The sequence below is a fragment of the Ruegeria sp. CDSC081 genome (assembly GCF_059610485.1).
Genome location: NZ_JBXWNS010000010.1, coordinates 1 through 14314, shown reverse-complemented (window position 1 = coordinate 14314; position 14314 = coordinate 1). Strand labels below are relative to the sequence as shown.

Here is a 14314-nt window from a genome sequence, read left to right as displayed (position 1 = left end):
GATGAAATCCTTTTACGGAACCACATTAACCAACCCGCTGATGCTGGGCACGGCGCAATATCCCAGCCCGGCTATTCTGGAGCAGGCCTTTCGCGAAAGCGGGGCGGGTGTTGCCACTGTCTCGCTCAGACGTGAATCCGGTGCAGGGCAGACATTCTGGCAGATGATCCGCGATCTGGGCGTGTTGGTGCTGCCCAACACCGCCGGATGCCACACGGTCAAAGAGGCGGTGACCACCGCCCATATGGCGCGTGAGGTCTTTGATACCAAGTGGATCAAGCTGGAACTGATCGGCCATACCGACAGCCTGCAACCGGATGTGTTCCAGCTGGTCGAAGCTGCGCGCATTCTGACCAGCGACGGGTTTCAGGTCTTTCCCTATACGACCGACGATTTGATTGTCGGCGAACGGCTGCTTGCCGCCGGATGTGAGGTGCTGATGCCATGGGGCGCGCCGATCGGGTCAGGGCGGGGGCTGAACAATGAATATGCCCTGCGTGCGATGCGGGCAGAATTCCCGGATGTGCCCTTGGTGATTGACGCCGGTATCGGCCTGCCCAGCCACGCTGCCCAAGCGATGGAGCTGGGCTATGACGCCGTTCTTCTGAACACCGCCGTGGCCCGTGCCGGAGACCCCGCGTTGATGGCCCGCGCAATGGCCCGCGCGATCGAGGCCGGGCAACTGGCCCATCAGGCCGACCCGGTCGAGGCGCGCGATATGGCGGAACCTTCGACCCCGGTTATTGGAAAGGCATTTCTGTCATGACACTCGACCGGTTTTATCCGATCTTCGATCATTCGGACTGGCTGCGCCGGATGCTGCCGCTGGGTGTGAAACTGGTGCAGCTGCGGGTCAAGGACCAGCCCATGGATGTGGTGTGTGACCAGATTGCCAAGTCGCGCGACCTGTGCCGCGCAAATGGGACAGTTCTGGTGGTCAATGACTATTGGCAGGCGGCCATCGACGCCGGCTGTGACTGGGTGCATTTGGGGCAAGAGGATCTGGACGAGGCCGATTTGATTGCCATCCGCAAGGCGGGTTTGAAACTGGGCGTGTCCACCCATGATGATGATGAGTTAGAGCGCGTGCTGGCCATGGACCCCGACTATGTGGCGCTTGGCCCGGTCTATCCCACCATCCTGAAAAAGATGAAATGGCAGCAGCAGGGTCTGCCCCGCGTCACAGAATGGAAAGCGCGCGTTGGTGATACTCCACTGGTTGGCATCGGCGGGATGAGCGTCGAGCGTGCACCGGGTGTCCTGCAGGCTGGGGCGGATATCGTCTCGGTCGTGACCGATATTACCCTGAATACCGACCCCGAAGCGCGTCTGCGTCAATGGATCAAGGTCACCAGATGAGCCGGTATGCCCGTCAGACGATGTTACCCGAGATAGGGGCAGAAGGGCAGGGCCGACTGTCCTCGGCGCGCGTCCTGGTGGTAGGGGCAGGCGGGTTGGCTGCCCCGGTCCTGCAGTTGCTGGCCGGGGCAGGGGTCGGGCAGATCACGATCCTGGATAGGGATCAGGTTGAGCTGTCCAACCTGCACCGGCAGACCTTGTTTTCTGAGATGGATTGCGGACACCCCAAGGCCGAGCGTGCGGCGGCACGGTGCAAGGCGATCAATGGAGACATAGACGTCAGCGGCAAAAAACAGGCTCTAACAGGCGAAAATGCCAGTAACCTGGTCGCTCAGGCGGATGTGATCTTGGATTGCGCAGACAGCTATGCGGCCAGCTATATCCTGTCGGACACTTGCTTGGCGCAAGGCAAGCCGCTGATCAGCGCCTCGGTGCTTGGGCTGTCGGGCTATGTCGGAGGTTTCTGCGGCGGCGCGCCGTCTTTGCGGGCGCTGTTCCCGGATGCGCCGGACAGCGGGGCAAGCTGCGCCACCGCTGGTGTTCTGGGTTCGGTCGTCGGGACGGTCGGCGCGATGCAGGCACAGATGGCGTTGAACCTGATCCTTGGACTGACGCCCTCGGTGCTGGGTCAGATGGTTCAGTACGATGGTCGGACACTCCGCAGCACGGCCTTCCGCTTTGACGATGCGCCCGAACCGAACGGCTGTTTCCGGTTTCTCTCGGCCGGGCAACTGACGACAGATGACCAGATCATCGAGCTGCGCAGCCCCGAGGAATCCCCGCGCCCGGTACATCCTGATGCGCAACGGATATCGCCGGATGATCTGAATCAGATAGACCCTAATAAAGGCAAAAGGCTGGCATTGTGCTGTGCTACCGGATTGCGCGCCTGGCGTGCTGCCGAGCGAATTCAACCGAATTGGCCGGGCGAGATTGTTCTTGTCGCGGCTTCAACCTCGTGAACAGAAGGAACCGCGAGATATGAAAAAACTGATCGCTGCAATCGCCCTGCTGGCTGCCGCGCCGGCCTGGGCCGAGGATAAGATGACCGTCTTGTTGGATTGGTTTGTGAACCCGGACCATGGTCCAATTATCGTCGCACAGGAAAACGGCTATTTTGCCGACCAGGGGCTTGAGGTTGAAATCATCCCGCCTGCGGACCCCTCCGCGCCGCCGCGCCTGGTTGCTGCCGGTCAGGCCGATCTGGCGGTATCCTATCAGCCGCAGCTGCATCTGCAAATCCATGAGGGCTTGCCGCTGAAACGGGTCGGCACGCTGGTTGCCACCCCGCTGAACTGCCTGCTGGTGCTGGATGATGGCCCGATCAAGTCGCTGGCCGATCTGCGGGGCAAGAAAATCGGTTTCTCGGTCGCCGGTGTCGAAGAGGCGATCCTGACAACCCTTCTGGGGCAGCATGATATCGGTCTGGATGAGATTGAGATGGTCAATGTCAACTTCTCGCTGTCGCCGTCGCTGATGACCGGTCAGGTGGATGCGGTTATCGGGGCGTTCCGGAATTTTGAGCTGAACCAGATGGATATCGAAGGTGTCGCGGGTCGCTGTTTCTATATCGAAGAGGAAGGCATCCCACCCTATGATGAGCTGATCTATGTCGCCAATCCCGACACGATGGATGCCGACAAAATCGCCCGATTCTTGGCCGCGACCGAAAAAGCGACCCAGTATATCGTCAACAACCCGGAAAAAAGCTGGGAAATCTTCGCGGCCACCTCGCCCGAGCTGCAGGATGAACTGAATGCCCGTGCCTGGGTCGACACGCTGCCCCGGTTCGCGCTGCGTCCGGCGGCGTTTGATGCGGGTCGCTATGCGCGGTTCGAGGAGTTTCTGAAGAACAGCGGCATGATCGACAGCCTGAACCCGGTCAGCGACATTGCCATTGATGTGACCGCGCAATGAGCGATTACGGCAAAGCTTTCGCGCTGATGCGCGATGCTGCGCAAGGGCCTTGGGGGAATTACACCCGCCACGCCTTTGTGGAAGGAATGAAAGACGGAACGCTGCCGCGCGCGGCGTTCCTGCATTACCTGCGACAGGACTATGTGTTCCTGATCCATTTTTCCCGTGCTTGGGCACTGGCGGTTGTTAAGTCCGAGACTCATTCGGAAATGCTGACGGCTGTGGCCACAGTAAATGCGTTGGTCGCCGAGGAAATGCAGCTGCATATCGGTATCTGTGAGGCAGCTGGGATTTCCCATGAGGAGCTGTTCGCAACCCCTGAACGCGCCGAAAACCTGGCCTATACGCGCTTTGTGCTTGAGGCCGGATATAGTGGCGATTTGCTGGACCTGCTGGCGGCTCTGGCCCCTTGTGTGATGGGCTATGGTGAAATCGGCACGCGGCTGGCCTCCGAGGCAACATCCGAGGTCTATCGTGATTGGATCAATACCTATGCCAGTGACGACTACCAAGGCGCGTGCAAAGCGGTTGGAGAACTGCTCGATCAGGCTCTAACACGGCGTATTGGTGAGAACTTTGCAGCTTCGCCTCGCTGGGACCGCCTGTGCCAGACCTTCCGCACCGCAACCGAGCTAGAGGTTAACTTCTGGCAAATGGGGCTGACCCCATGACACGGGCGCCCGAACTGAGCATCAACGGCACGGCCACGATTGACGGCGCGACACTGTTCGCGCCGCTTACCCTGACCCTTGGGGCCGGGCAGTGGACTTGCCTGTTGGGCGGATCGGGCGTTGGTAAAACCACAATTCTACGTCTGATTGCCGGGCTTGATACAGGTGCCGTGTTCACCGGGCAGATCACCGCCGGCGATGGGTCCCCTGTGCAAGAGCATGTGGCCTATATGGCGCAGGATGATCTGTTGCTGCCCTGGGCGACGGTGGCGCAGAATGTCTCATTAGGTGCGCGGTTGCGGGGTCAAAAGCCAGATCTGGAGCGGCGCAACCGTCTGATACGGCGCATGCGGCTGCAGGATCATATGACCAAGAAACCGTCCGAGCTGTCCGGCGGTCAGCGCCAGCGCGTGGCCTTGGCCCGCACGCTGATGGAAGATCGCCCGATTGTTCTGCTGGATGAGCCGTTCTCGGCCCTTGATGCTCGCACCCGCGCCGACATGCAGGATCTTGCGGTCGAAGCGTTGCAGGGCCGGACTGTTCTGCTGGTCACCCATGATCCGGGTGAGGCGGCGCGGCTGGGCCAGTCCATCATGGTGATGACGCCGCAAGGCCTGACCCCCTGTGAGCCGCCGCATGCCCCCGCCCCGCGCCATGTGGACGACCTTGAAACGCTGGAAACCCAAGGCGCACTGTTGCGCCTGCTGCGTGAGGCGGTCGCATGAAATATCTCTCCGCCCTTGCAGCCACCGTGTTTGCGATTGCGATCTGGCAGGGTATCGTCTGGACGACCGGCTTGCCTAAGTTCATCCTGCCAAGCCCCGCCGTGGTGGCCGAGACTTGGTGGCAGAACCGTTGGCTGATCGCCGAACACACTTGGATCACTGCGGTCGAAGTGGTGATTGGATTGGCCTTTGGGACGGTTCTGGGTGTGGTCACTGCGCTGCAACTGGCCAATTCGCGGGCGGCGCGCGTGCTGGTACAGCCGATGCTGGTGTTCACGCAGGCTCTGCCGGTGTTTGCGCTGGCCCCGTTGTTGACGCTTTGGCTGGGCTATGGCCTCTGGTCCAAGGTCGCGATGGCGGTGCTGATCATCTATTTCCCGATCACCTCGTCTTTCTTCGATGGGCTGATGCGGACGCCGCAGGGCTATCTGGACCTTGCGCGCACGATGCAGGCCAGTCCGCGTGCAGTGCTGTGGTATATCCGCATTCCGGCGGCGATGCCCTCGCTGGCGTCGGGGATGAGGCTGGCCGCCGTCTATGCGCCGATCGGGGCGGTGATTGGTGAATGGGTCGGCTCGTCCCAAGGGTTGGGATATTTGATGCTGTTGGCCAATGGCCGTGCAAAGACCGATCTGATGTTCGCCGCGATGTTGACCTTGGGGGTGTTTTCCATCGTGTTGCATATGGTTGTCCGCAGCGCCACTGCCCGCATGGCAGGTGAGGTGCGTTAACCATCTGGAAACCGATTCTGCGTCAGGCTGAGAGCATGACACAGGACGCCTTTTCCGAAGCCCCAATGCTGTTCGATACAGACGAAGCCCCCGCGCAGCCGCTGCCGACGGGTCGGTTACCCTCCTACATCAAAGATCATCGCAAGCGGCTGCGCGCACGGTTCCTGTCTGGCGGGTCCGCCGCCATGCCGGATTATGAGCTGTTGGAGTTGGTGCTGTTCCGTTCAATCCCCCGGCAGGATGTGAAACCGCTGGCGCGTGCGCTGATGGAGGCGTTTGGCGATTTCAACCGGGTGCTGACCGCGCCCGAGGAACGGCTGCGCCAAATCAAAGGTGTCGGGGATAGCGTGATCACCGATCTGAAAATCCTTGAGGCCTGCGCCCATCGCATGGCCCGCGCGCGGGTGATGAGGCGACATGTGATTTCCGGATGGGACGCATTGCTGGACTATTGCCACACCACCATGGCCCATCGCGAGACCGAACAATTCCGTGTGTTCTATCTGGATCGCAAAAACGTGCTGATCGCTGATGAGGAGCAGGCCAAGGGCACGGTGGATCATGTCCCTGTCTATCCGCGTGAGGTTGCCAAACGGGCGCTGGAGCTGAATGCCTCGGCGTTGATACTTGTGCATAACCATCCGTCAGGTGACCCGACCCCGTCGCAATCGGATATCGACATGACCAACCGAATTCAGGATGCCTGCCTGGCACTGGGCCTGACGCTGCATGACCATCTGATCATTGGAAAGTCGAACGAGTTGAGCTTCAGGTCCGAAGGCTATCTGTGAGTGCTATTGAACCCAGACCTCGACTCGGCGGTTGACCTTTCGGCCCCATTTCGTGTCGTCGCAGGCCATGGGCATGGCCTCGCCAAAGGCGTCGACCGTGATTTCGACGCTGTCCCCGATAGCGGTTTCAATCTCGGCCAATACGGCATTGCGAACGGTTTTTGCCCGCAACAATGCGATCCGCGCATTGGTTGACGCTGCCCCTTCGCCATCGCTGAAGCCGACAAACCTAAGCTTTCGGGCATCGAGGGTCCCGGATTCCAAAAGAAGGGCAAGATGTCGGATATTGGACCGTGACTGCGCATCCGGGCGCGAGGAACCGGGCTCGAACCGGAAGGACAGTGACAGGCGGGACATGGGTCTGAAAATCTCGACCAGCCGCTGAAGTTCCTCCAAACCAACTTCTGATCCGCCCGACGCGATCGCATTGGCAAGTCGATCCCCTTGCACCCCAAGACCCATAGTCTCTGGGGTTTGATCGACAAAGCCAGCCTCGCGTATTGCCATCTGCGCCTCGGCTCCCTGGGTGTAGGCCAGGAATTGACGTGCAAAACGCGGCAATCGCCGGTCCGGCAGGTATAAAAACATAGGCGAGGTCAGCGGATAATCTTCGGTCTTGATTGACTGCCGAGTTGCCGCCAGCGCATGACCGCATCCGCCGGTCAATGGCAGGGCACGCGCGGTGCTGGCTTCGGCTTGGCTTGCGACACCTATTGAAAAGGGATCCGCAGCAACGGTACGCACCAGATCAGTACTGCGGTCATGCCGAATGGCCGCCTCGGAAAGGGCTGTGCCGGAGGGTGCCAGAAGCCTGTCTTCGACATTCTGGGCCAGACCCGAACCGGCTTCCGGAAGGTGCAGTGAAATTGGCACATCGGGCCCGCCCAACTCGGCCCAATTCGTAATCTCGCCCGAAAACACCCGGGTTAATTCCGCAAGCGAGATTTGCTGTAACGGGTTCGAGTTGGCAACGATTGGTACCAAAGCGTCAAGCGCGATGACGCGGGCCCGGCGGGTGCGGGTCAGATCGCCAAGGCCTACCGCTTGTGCGGCTTGCTCCTCTTCGGGTCGGATTTCGCGCAACGCCAGAACAATATCAGCCTGGTTTTCTGCCTGCGCCCTAAATCCGCGCTCAGTGTTCCCTGCGTCAAAGAAGAACCGACCCAGCGGTGCTGCCCTCCCGGGTTGGTGCAGTTCGTAAGAAAATGTGTTGGTGGTCAGCCTGTTTGGGGTTGCCGACAACCCTTGCTGCTGTGCGAAGCCAACAATCAGCGCTGGTAGAACTTTTTCCGCCATGACCGAAGATCCAGCAAATCGGATTTCAGCCACAAAATCGGTCAGGCTTGGGCAGGCAGGGCCGGTACAGGTCACACCGGACCCATCAACTGTCAGCGTGCCGAATTGTGTTGCCACGCGATAGAACTCGCCGTCAAATCCCAGCAGGTCACCGGTGATTTCGACCTTGCCGTCATGCGACATAAGCGAGATGTCTTGCGCCTGTGCGCCCGACGCGATTGTAACGGAAGCCAGTGCAGCCGCTGCCACACGAAAGAATTTCATAAGATGCCCGAGCCTGCCTGCGGATTTAGTTTGCGGCGATTGTCAGGTCTTGGAAGAGATTATTCAACACCAGAAACTCTCCGGTGCGGGAGCATTCAGGAAAACTCAGCGTCCTGTCTTTTGATCTCAACCGATCATCCCGCAATTCAAGCGACTGGATGTTCAGGTCGCGCCCGCAATTTTCTGAAGTCACCTCGGTTTCGACAGTGATTTCTATCGACCCGTTTTGGTTGGAAAGACCAGCAGGGAACGAATAGATTTCGATGTTTTTCATGTCCCCGGTTCCGGTATTGCCCAGACGCACTACCTGTCCGGCGCCTTCGGTCGGGGTCTCGGCCGAGACATGGCCATTGCCGCCATAGCTGGCCCCGAATTCCAGCGCATGAATTTGCAGGTCAGTTTCACCCTGCCATTGCAGGGCAATGCGTTCGTAATTGGCAATGTCAGCGATATGGGTGGTTGCGACTGTTCCATGCTGGTCTTCAAACGAGATCAGAAAGATCGCATATTCTGACAGGGCCGGGATTGTCATGTCCATGCGCCCTACTGCGTCGGTGCGCTGTGTGACTGTCAGACCGCTGTGGTGAATTTCCACGGATTCATTACTGTGGCAGGGGGCGTTGACGACCAGCCGGGCGGCAGCACCGGGAACGGCAGTAGCGCGCGCACTGAGGGTGCAGTCAATGGGATTGACAGGTTCTGACCGACTGGACTCGATAAAACGGTTGTCGGACCCGGTCTCTTTGCTTGTTCCGTGAACCGGTGCAGATGAGGTCAGAACGACTTCGCTTAACCCGGGGATGATTGAAGCCTGATCCGTAACTGATGCCACATCGACAGAAGCCCGCTCCCCTCGCGGTTGCGCAGGGGTTCCGTTCTGCATGAGGTAGCCAATGGCCAATGCACAAGCAACGGTGCCGCCAGTGGTTACGTAGTTCTTAATTACAAACAAGACACCCTCCCCAGTTGAAGGAGCGATTCGCACCCTGCAGTTGAATCACGGCTAATATGTGGCCGTGAGGCGGACTCATTGTGTCTCGATTGTGGTGACGTTAGGTCAACCGGCCATGGCAATGCTTAAACTTCTTGCCTGAACCGCAGGGGCACTTGTCGTTGCGCGACGGGTTTCCCCAAGTTGCCGGGTCGTCTTCGACAAATCCAGGCCGCGCATCACCCGAGGCTTCGGCCTCGGCCACCGCTTCGGCGTGACCAGTGGCCTGATCTACCGCCTGCTGCGCCCGTGCCTGCTGCGCTTGCATCTGGGTCAGCATTTCGCGCTGCTCCTCTTCGGTCAGCGGTCGCACGCGGGACAGCTGCTGGGTCACGGTTTCGCGCAACGAATCCAGCATGGATTCGAACAGCTGGAAGCTTTCGTTCTTGTATTCGTTCAGCGGGTCGCGCTGGGCATAGCCGCGGAAGCCCACGACCGAGCGCAGATGTTCCAGCGTCAGCAGATGTTCGCGCCATTTGCTGTCGATCGTGTTCAGCAAGACCTGCTTTTCGATGTTGCGCATGTTCTCGGGGCCGAACGCGGCCACTTTTTGCGCCATCATCTCGTCAGCGGCGTTGATCAGCCGTTCGCGCACCTGCTCGTCATCCACGCCTTCCTCAGCGGCCCAATCCTGAACCGGGGCGTCAATGGTCAATTTTTCCTTGACCGCTGCGTGCAAACCCTCGGTATCCCACTGATCAGCATAGGATTTCGGCGGCATATATTCGTCGATCAGATCGTCGATCACCTGTTCACGCATGTCTGATACGATTTCGGACAGATCGTCGGCGGACATGATTTCGCGCCGTTGGCTGAATACCACCTTACGCTGGTCGTTCATCACATCGTCGAATTTCAGGACGTTCTTGCGCATGTCAAAGTTGCGACCTTCGACCTTGGATTGCGCCCGCTCCAGCGATTTGTTCACCCAAGGGTGGACGATGGCCTCACCTTCTTTCATGCCCAGCGTGGTCAGAACCTTGTCCAACCGTTCCGAGCCGAAGATGCGCATTAGGTCGTCTTCGAGGCTGAGGTAAAACACGGTGCGGCCCGGATCACCCTGACGGCCGGACCGGCCCCGCAGCTGGTTGTCGATACGGCGGCTCTCGTGCCGTTCGGACGCCATGACATACAGCCCACCGGCAGCCAGGACCTTTTCTTTTTCTTCAGCATGGCGGGCTTCTTCCGCGGCACGCAGCTCGGCCGGATCTGCCTCGGGGTTTTCGGCCAGCGCCTGCAGAACCTTCATTTCCACATTGCCGCCCAGCTGAATATCAGTACCGCGACCGGCCATGTTGGTGGCGATGGTTACTGCGCCATATCGGCCCGCATCGGCAACGATCTGCGCCTCTTGCTCGTGTTGGCGGGCATTCAGAACATTGTGCTGGATACCCTCTTTGGTGAGCATCTGGCTGAGCAATTCGGACTTTTCGATGGACGTGGTGCCCAGAAGGACCGGTTGTCCGTTTTTCTGGGCTTCCTTTGTCTCGTCGATCATGGCGCCGTATTTTTCGGCCGCGGTACGAAAGACCTGATCGTCCTCATCCAGACGCGCGATCGGTTTGTTGGTTGGTACTTCGACAACGCCCAGACCGTAGATTTCGGCAAATTCCTCAGCCTCGGTCAGCGCGGTGCCGGTCATGCCGCCCAGCTTGTCATACAGGCGGAAGTAGTTTTGGAACGTCACGCTGGCCAATGTTACGTTTTCGGGCTGGATCTGCACGTTTTCCTTGGCTTCGATGGCCTGATGAAGACCTTCCGACAGGCGACGACCTGGCATCATGCGACCGGTGAACTCATCAATCAGAACGACATTGCCGTCCCGCACGATGTAATCTTTGTCACGTGTAAACAGCTTATGCGCGCGCAAGCCCTGGTTCACGTGGTGAACGACTGTGGTGCTTTCAGGATCATACAGCGAATGGTCTTCTGGGATCAGGCCGTTGGCAATCAACTGTTGCTCCAGAAACTCGTTACCCTCATCCGTGAAGGTCACGTTCCGGGACTTTTCGTCCAGCGTGAAGTGATCTTCTCCCAATGACGGAATCAGCGCATCAATCGCGGTATACAGGTCCGACCGGTCCTCGGAGGGCCCGGAAATGACCAGCGGCGTCCGCGCCTCGTCAATCAGGATCGAGTCGACCTCATCCACGATCGCGAAATTGTGGTGTTTCTGGTAAATTTGATCCAGTTCCGCCTTCATATTATCGCGCAGATAATCAAAACCCAGCTCATTGTTGGTGGCATAGGTCACGTCACAGGCATAAGCAGCCTTTTTCTCGGCATCGGGCTGCCCTGACCAGATGACACCGGTGGTCATGCCCACGGCGGCAAACACCTTGCCCATCCATTCAGAGTCGCGCTTGGCCAGGTATTCGTTCACCGTGACCACATGCACGCCCTTACCGGTCAGCGCGTTCAGATAGGCGGGGAGGGTCGCAACCAATGTCTTGCCTTCACCCGTTTTCATCTCGGAAATATTGCCCTGATGCAGGAAGGCGCCGCCCATCAACTGCACATCAAAGGCACGCAGGCCCAGCGCGCGTTTTGCCCCTTCGCGTACGTTGGCAAACGCCTCGGGCAGCAGATCATCCAGGCTTTCGCCTTCCAGCGCACGTTTGCGCAGCTCGGCGGTCTTTGCGATCAGGCCGTCATCCGACAGATTCTCGAACTCGGGTTCCAGCGCGTTGATCTGTTCGATCAGGGGGCGGGTCGCCTTGATCTTGCGGTCGTTCGGTGTTCCGAACACCTTTTTGGCGAGCGTTCCGAGTCCCAGCATGTTCACTCCAGCGGATCTGTTCTTGTCTTGGTTTTGACAGGCTTGCCCACCTTGCGCGCAACCCATAGATACGGGGGGTGAAAGGCGGCCCTGTCCAAGGCTTCAAAGCGATGTAAGCGGCAGGTTCCAGAGTGTCAACGCTGCGCCCTGCCGTGGCAAAGAAATAGGATGATTCCATGCCCAAAGGCCTCACTTTTCTGCCATCGCTGGCCCTTGCAACGGTGATGGCGCTGCCATTGGCCGCCGAAACCAAGCCCGATGCCAGCACGGTGGTCGCCCGCGTAAACGGCGAAGAAATCACTCTGGCGCATGTGATCGCAACAGTTGCGACACTGCCCCCCAACTATCAGCAGGTCGAAGATGATGTTCTGTATGATTTCATCATCGAACAGCTGATTCAGCAGCAGTTGCTGGGCCAGGAGCAAGAAGGGCTGAGCAATCTGAACGCCTTGGCCATCGAGAACGAGACGCGGTCGTTGCTGGCGGTTCAGACCGTAAATGCCCTGATCGACGAAGTTGTAACGGCAGAAACCATTCAGACCGCCTATGATGCGCGCTTTGCCGAGTTTGAAGGCGAAGATGAGTTTAATGCCAGCCATATTCTGGTCGAGACCGAGGATGAGGCCAAAGACCTTAAGGCTCAGTTGGATGATGGCGCCGACTTTGCCGAGCTGGCCAAAGAAAAATCAACCGGTCCTTCCGGCCCGAATGGCGGGGTGCTGGGTTGGTTCGGCAAGGGGCAGATGGTTCCCGAGTTTGAAACCGCCGTTGTCGCGCTTGAGAAGGATCAGGTGTCGGACCCGGTGCAGACACAGTTCGGCTGGCACGTGATCATTCTGAATGACAAGCGCAAATCCGAAGCGCCCGCACTTGATGCGGTACGCGACGAGCTGGCACAGGATCTGCAAAGTGAAGCTATTCAGGCACGTATCGGCGAATTGACCCAGGCTGCACAGATCGAACGTCCTGCACTCGAAGATGTGACTCCGGGCATCGTGCGTCAGTTGGACCTGATTCAGGAGTAACCCCGTGGCCTCGATCACCAAAGTCTCTCCGCTGGCCCCGGCGGCGTTTCCCGAATTGCCCGCGATTGACGGTGTGCGCTTTGCGACCGTCGAAGCCGGCGTACGCTATCAAGGCCGCACCGATGTGATGCTGGCGGTCCTTGATCCAGGCACTTCAGTGGCTGGGGTCTTTACCCGCTCGGCCACACGCGCGGCACCCGTGCTGGATTGTCAGGACAAGATCGGCGGGCCAAGTGACGGGCCGGCGGCGATCCTTGTGAATTCGGGCAATGCCAATGCATTTACCGGGCATTATGGCCAAAGCTCGGTCGCCGAGGTGACGCAAGCAGTGTCCAAGACCACAGGCGTACCGGTCGAACGGGTTTTTACCTCGTCAACTGGTGTGATCGGTGAACCCTTGCCGCATGACCGCATCGTGGCGCAGCTTGAGGCCCTGAAATCCGGCCTCAGTCGCCACGCAATCGAAGATGCAGCGCGGGCCATCATGACCACGGATACCTTTCCGAAAGGAGCCTCGGCGCAGGTCGAGATTGATGGAAAAACGGTCTCTATTGCGGGGATTTCCAAGGGTTCTGGCATGATCGCGCCTGATATGGCGACGATGCTGGTTTATATCTTCACCGACGCCCAGGTCGAGCAATCCGCGTTGCAGCAGATGCTGGGTGCGCAAACCGACCGCACTTTCAACTGCATCACCGTCGACAGCGACACTTCGACGTCGGACAGCCTGCTGCTGTGCGCCACCGGGGCGTCGGGCGTGGATGCCACCGGCAATGCCGCCTTTGCCGAGGCTTTGGAAACCGTGATGCTGGACCTAGCCCAGCAAGTGGTCCGCGACGGCGAGGGCGCCACGAAATTCGTAGAAATTCGTGTGACCGGGGCTGTCACCGATGCCGACGCCAAGGTGCATGGATTGGCGATTGCCAATTCACCACTGATAAAAACCGCCATTGCGGGCGAAGACCCGAATTGGGGCCGCGTCGTCATGGCCATCGGAAAATCGGGTGCAGCTGCCGACCGTGACCTGCTGAGCATTTCTTTCGGAGACATCCTTGTGGCCGAAAAAGGTTGGGTCAGTCCCGATTACCGCGAGGAAGACGCCGCCGAATACATGAAAGCTCAGGACCTTGTAATCGGCGTCGATCTGGGGCTGGGCGCGGGTAAATCCACCGTTTGGACCTGCGACCTGACCCATGGCTATATCGAGATCAACGCGGATTACCGGTCGTGAAAACAGTTCTGGTTTCTGCGGTCGCCCTGATAGACATTGAGGGCCGGGTGCTGCTGACGCAGCGCCCCGAAGGCAAATCCATGGCTGGACTTTGGGAGTTTCCCGGCGGCAAGATCGAACCCGGCGAAACGCCCGAGGTCGCCCTGATCCGCGAACTGCACGAAGAACTGGGCATCAACACATGGTCCTCCTGCCTTGCGCCGCTGACCTTCGCCAGCCACAGCTATGATGATTTCCACCTGCTGATGCCGCTGTTTGCCTGCCGCAAATGGGAAGGCATTCCACAATCGAAGGAAGGACAGGCGCTGAAATGGGTGCGTGCGAATGATCTGCGCAGTTACCCGATGCCTGCGGCAGATGTGCCGTTGATCCCGATTTTGCGGGATTGGCTTTAGGGTCCTGGTTCGATCTTGTCTGGACGCTGGAATTCAGCGGGCGATTTAAACCTATTGCAGCGCTTAGGTCGTGTTGACAAAAGGGATTCACAGCGCCCGCTGATCGTGATTCAAGCCGGTATCTGCGATGGAGGCCAGC

The 14314-nt window shown here is 59.0% G+C and carries 14 protein-coding genes; 11 read left to right on the top strand and 3 right to left on the bottom strand.

Translation table 11 applies throughout. The features are described from left to right. Position 1: 1 nt before the first annotated feature. Genes AC2FH9_RS16900 through radC form a run of 8 tightly spaced genes read left to right on the top strand, consistent with a single transcriptional unit; the run spans position 2 to position 6194 of the window. Positions 2 to 766, top strand: coding sequence for a thiazole synthase (locus AC2FH9_RS16900; RefSeq protein WP_496872319.1), 765 nt, complete (start codon positions 2 to 4; stop codon positions 764 to 766). Next, a complete protein-coding gene (locus tag AC2FH9_RS16895) occupies positions 763 to 1359 on the top strand; it encodes a thiamine phosphate synthase (RefSeq protein WP_496750901.1) in 597 nt (198 codons plus the stop codon). The genes AC2FH9_RS16900 and AC2FH9_RS16895 overlap by 4 nt, the downstream gene beginning before the upstream one ends. Further along, the gene (locus tag AC2FH9_RS16890) at positions 1356 to 2321 is read left to right on the top strand and encodes a ThiF family adenylyltransferase (protein WP_496872318.1); all 966 of its coding nucleotides are present in this window, start codon (positions 1356 to 1358) and stop codon (positions 2319 to 2321) included. The genes AC2FH9_RS16895 and AC2FH9_RS16890 overlap by 4 nt, the downstream gene beginning before the upstream one ends. A gap of 19 nt (positions 2322 to 2340) precedes the next feature. Then, positions 2341 to 3276 (top strand): ABC transporter substrate-binding protein, encoded by a 936-nt coding sequence (locus tag AC2FH9_RS16885; RefSeq protein ID WP_496698745.1) that lies wholly within the window; start codon positions 2341 to 2343, stop codon positions 3274 to 3276. Continuing rightward, positions 3273 to 3947, top strand: coding sequence for a thiaminase II (gene tenA / locus AC2FH9_RS16880; protein ID WP_496787201.1), 675 nt, complete (start codon positions 3273 to 3275; stop codon positions 3945 to 3947). Before AC2FH9_RS16885 ends, tenA begins: the two co-directional genes overlap by 4 nt. After that, the gene (locus AC2FH9_RS16875) at positions 3944 to 4672 is read left to right on the top strand and encodes an ABC transporter ATP-binding protein (RefSeq protein WP_496872316.1); all 729 of its coding nucleotides are present in this window, start codon (positions 3944 to 3946) and stop codon (positions 4670 to 4672) included. The genes tenA and AC2FH9_RS16875 overlap by 4 nt, the downstream gene beginning before the upstream one ends. Next, on the top strand, positions 4669 to 5403 hold the full coding sequence (locus AC2FH9_RS16870; protein WP_496750896.1) for an ABC transporter permease: 735 nt from the start codon (positions 4669 to 4671) through the stop codon (positions 5401 to 5403). The genes AC2FH9_RS16875 and AC2FH9_RS16870 overlap by 4 nt, the downstream gene beginning before the upstream one ends. A gap of 35 nt (positions 5404 to 5438) precedes the next feature. Further along, positions 5439 to 6194, top strand: a complete 756-nt coding sequence (gene radC, locus AC2FH9_RS16865; RefSeq protein WP_496750895.1) for a RadC family protein — start codon at positions 5439 to 5441, stop codon at positions 6192 to 6194. Between the two features lie 3 nt (positions 6195 to 6197). Here the strand turns inward: radC and AC2FH9_RS16860 are convergent, their stop codons facing one another. The 3 genes from AC2FH9_RS16860 to secA all read right to left on the bottom strand — a co-directional run bounded on the left by AC2FH9_RS16860 (position 6198) and on the right by secA (position 11524). Then, positions 6198 to 7754, bottom strand: a complete 1557-nt coding sequence (locus tag AC2FH9_RS16860; protein WP_496872315.1) for a phosphate ABC transporter substrate-binding/OmpA family protein — start codon at positions 7752 to 7754, stop codon at positions 6198 to 6200. Between the two features lie 25 nt (positions 7755 to 7779). Beyond that, positions 7780 to 8706, bottom strand: a complete 927-nt coding sequence (locus AC2FH9_RS16855; protein WP_142637323.1) for a hypothetical protein — start codon at positions 8704 to 8706, stop codon at positions 7780 to 7782. 100 nt (positions 8707 to 8806) lie between these two features. Next, positions 8807 to 11524: a preprotein translocase subunit SecA gene (gene secA / locus AC2FH9_RS16850; RefSeq protein ID WP_496692629.1), complete on the bottom strand. Its 2718-nt coding sequence runs from the start codon at positions 11522 to 11524 to the stop codon at positions 8807 to 8809. Between the two features lie 176 nt (positions 11525 to 11700). Between secA and AC2FH9_RS16845 the strand changes: the two genes are divergently transcribed. From AC2FH9_RS16845 to mutT, 3 genes are read left to right on the top strand one after another with little or no spacing between them, the layout of a single operon-like run. Continuing rightward, entirely contained in the window at positions 11701 to 12549 is an 849-nt protein-coding gene (locus tag AC2FH9_RS16845; RefSeq protein WP_142637319.1) for a peptidylprolyl isomerase, read from the top strand. A 4-nt stretch (positions 12550 to 12553) separates the two neighbouring features. Next, positions 12554 to 13780, top strand: coding sequence for a bifunctional glutamate N-acetyltransferase/amino-acid acetyltransferase ArgJ (gene argJ / locus AC2FH9_RS16840; protein ID WP_496872313.1), 1227 nt, complete (start codon positions 12554 to 12556; stop codon positions 13778 to 13780). After that, positions 13777 to 14175 (top strand): 8-oxo-dGTP diphosphatase MutT, encoded by a 399-nt coding sequence (gene mutT, locus AC2FH9_RS16835; protein WP_496750888.1) that lies wholly within the window; start codon positions 13777 to 13779, stop codon positions 14173 to 14175. Before argJ ends, mutT begins: the two co-directional genes overlap by 4 nt. Positions 14176 to 14314: the final 139 nt, after the last annotated feature.

Coding starts and splice junctions, on each gene's coding strand:
- AC2FH9_RS16900 (WP_496872319.1), top strand. CDS start 2: ATGAAATCCTTTTACGGAACCACATTAACCAACCCGCTGATGCTGGGC.
- AC2FH9_RS16895 (WP_496750901.1), top strand. CDS start 763: ATGACACTCGACCGGTTTTATCCGATCTTCGATCATTCGGACTGGCTG.
- AC2FH9_RS16890 (WP_496872318.1), top strand. CDS start 1,356: ATGAGCCGGTATGCCCGTCAGACGATGTTACCCGAGATAGGGGCAGAA.
- AC2FH9_RS16885 (WP_496698745.1), top strand. CDS start 2,341: ATGAAAAAACTGATCGCTGCAATCGCCCTGCTGGCTGCCGCGCCGGCC.
- tenA (WP_496787201.1), top strand. CDS start 3,273: ATGAGCGATTACGGCAAAGCTTTCGCGCTGATGCGCGATGCTGCGCAA.
- AC2FH9_RS16875 (WP_496872316.1), top strand. CDS start 3,944: ATGACACGGGCGCCCGAACTGAGCATCAACGGCACGGCCACGATTGAC.
- AC2FH9_RS16870 (WP_496750896.1), top strand. CDS start 4,669: ATGAAATATCTCTCCGCCCTTGCAGCCACCGTGTTTGCGATTGCGATC.
- radC (WP_496750895.1), top strand. CDS start 5,439: ATGACACAGGACGCCTTTTCCGAAGCCCCAATGCTGTTCGATACAGAC.
- AC2FH9_RS16860 (WP_496872315.1), bottom strand. CDS start 7,754: ATGAAATTCTTTCGTGTGGCAGCGGCTGCACTGGCTTCCGTTACAATC.
- secA (WP_496692629.1), bottom strand. CDS start 11,524: ATGCTGGGACTCGGAACGCTCGCCAAAAAGGTGTTCGGAACACCGAAC.
- AC2FH9_RS16845 (WP_142637319.1), top strand. CDS start 11,701: ATGCCCAAAGGCCTCACTTTTCTGCCATCGCTGGCCCTTGCAACGGTG.